Origin of the sequence: Pseudophaeobacter sp. 1A16562 (genome assembly GCF_041008785.1) — a bacterium.
Lineage (GTDB): Bacteria > Pseudomonadota > Alphaproteobacteria > Rhodobacterales > Rhodobacteraceae > Phycobacter > Phycobacter gallaeciensis_A.
Genome location: NZ_JAXGFT010000045.1, coordinates 1 through 1,087 on the forward strand (window position 1 = coordinate 1; position 1,087 = coordinate 1,087).

Genomic DNA, 1,087 nt, shown 5'->3' on the forward strand with positions numbered 1-1,087 from the left:
GGCACATTCTAAACTGGGTTGCGACACATCCCCTATCTTGCTGAAAAGCAAGGAGAACGGACATGGCCCACACAGAGTTGGATTTGCGTGAAAGACGCGCGATCGAAGACATGCTGAATGCAAAAGTGCCTGTGAGCAAGATAGCAGCCGAAATCGGCAGGCATCGCTCGACCGTCTATCGCGAGATCAAGCGGAACTCTTTTTCCGATGACGAGCTGCCTTATCTGAACGGCTACTACGGGATGAACGCACAGAAATACGCATCAGATCGACGCGCACGGCGTCGCAAACTGATCCGACTGAAGGATCTGCGCGCTCATGTCATCGCTCAGTTGAAGATTGGATGGACGCCGGAACAGATTGCGGGACGTCTGGGATATGACGGCCAGCCTGTGCGCGTCAGTCATGAGACGATCTATGCTTACGTCTACAGCCCCGAAGGACAGTCCGAACAACTGGCTCGCCATCTCCCCAGCCGTCGCAAGAAGCGGCAACCGCGCCATGCCAGACGGCCAAGAGGCCAGGTTTTTCCGCCGGACCGGTCCATCCATGAACGTCCTGACTACGTGAAGACGCGTGAGACTTTCGGCGAATGGGAAGGCGATCTGATGATCTTCGAGCGAGCTCAAGGCACAATGAATGTTGCCTCGCTGGTCGAACGGAAGACCCGGTTTGCTGTCCTGTTCCGCAATAACGACCGCAGCTCTACCCACTTCATCAACAAGCTGATGGATGTGATGGAGCCCCTGCCCCAGCCAGCCCGGAGGTCGATCACCTTCGACCGTGGCTTCGAGTTCCGCGCGTGGCGCAAGCTCAAATCAGGCATCGGCACGGATAGTTGGTTCTGCGATCCCCAAGCACCTTGGCAGAAGGGTTCAGTCGAGAATCTGAACAAACGGGCCAGGCGATACTTGCCACGGGACACCCAACTCGCGGCGCTCTCAAATCGCAATATGAAGGCGATTTGTGACCGCCTGAACGGCACGCCTAGAAAGTGCCTTGGATGGCGCACCCCACTCGAGGCGTTCAGAGAAGAGATGATGAAACTGAGATAGCGGATACTGTCGCAACGACCCTTGAGCCATCA

At 56.4% G+C, this 1,087-nt stretch carries 1 protein-coding gene; it reads left to right on the forward strand.

Annotated elements, in window-relative coordinates:
* The first annotated feature begins 62 nt into the window (after positions 1-62).
* Positions 63-1,055 carry an IS30 family transposase gene (locus SM764_RS22565; protein ID WP_065270287.1) on the forward strand — a complete coding sequence of 331 codons (993 nt, stop codon included), beginning with the start codon at positions 63-65 and terminating at the stop codon, positions 1,053-1,055.
* Positions 1,056-1,087: the final 32 nt, after the last annotated feature.

Bases quoted from the DNA above. Each gene is read 5' to 3' on its own strand.
- SM764_RS22565 (WP_065270287.1), top strand. From the start codon at position 63: ATGGCCCACACAGAGTTGGATTTGCGTGAAAGACGCGCGATCGAAGAC.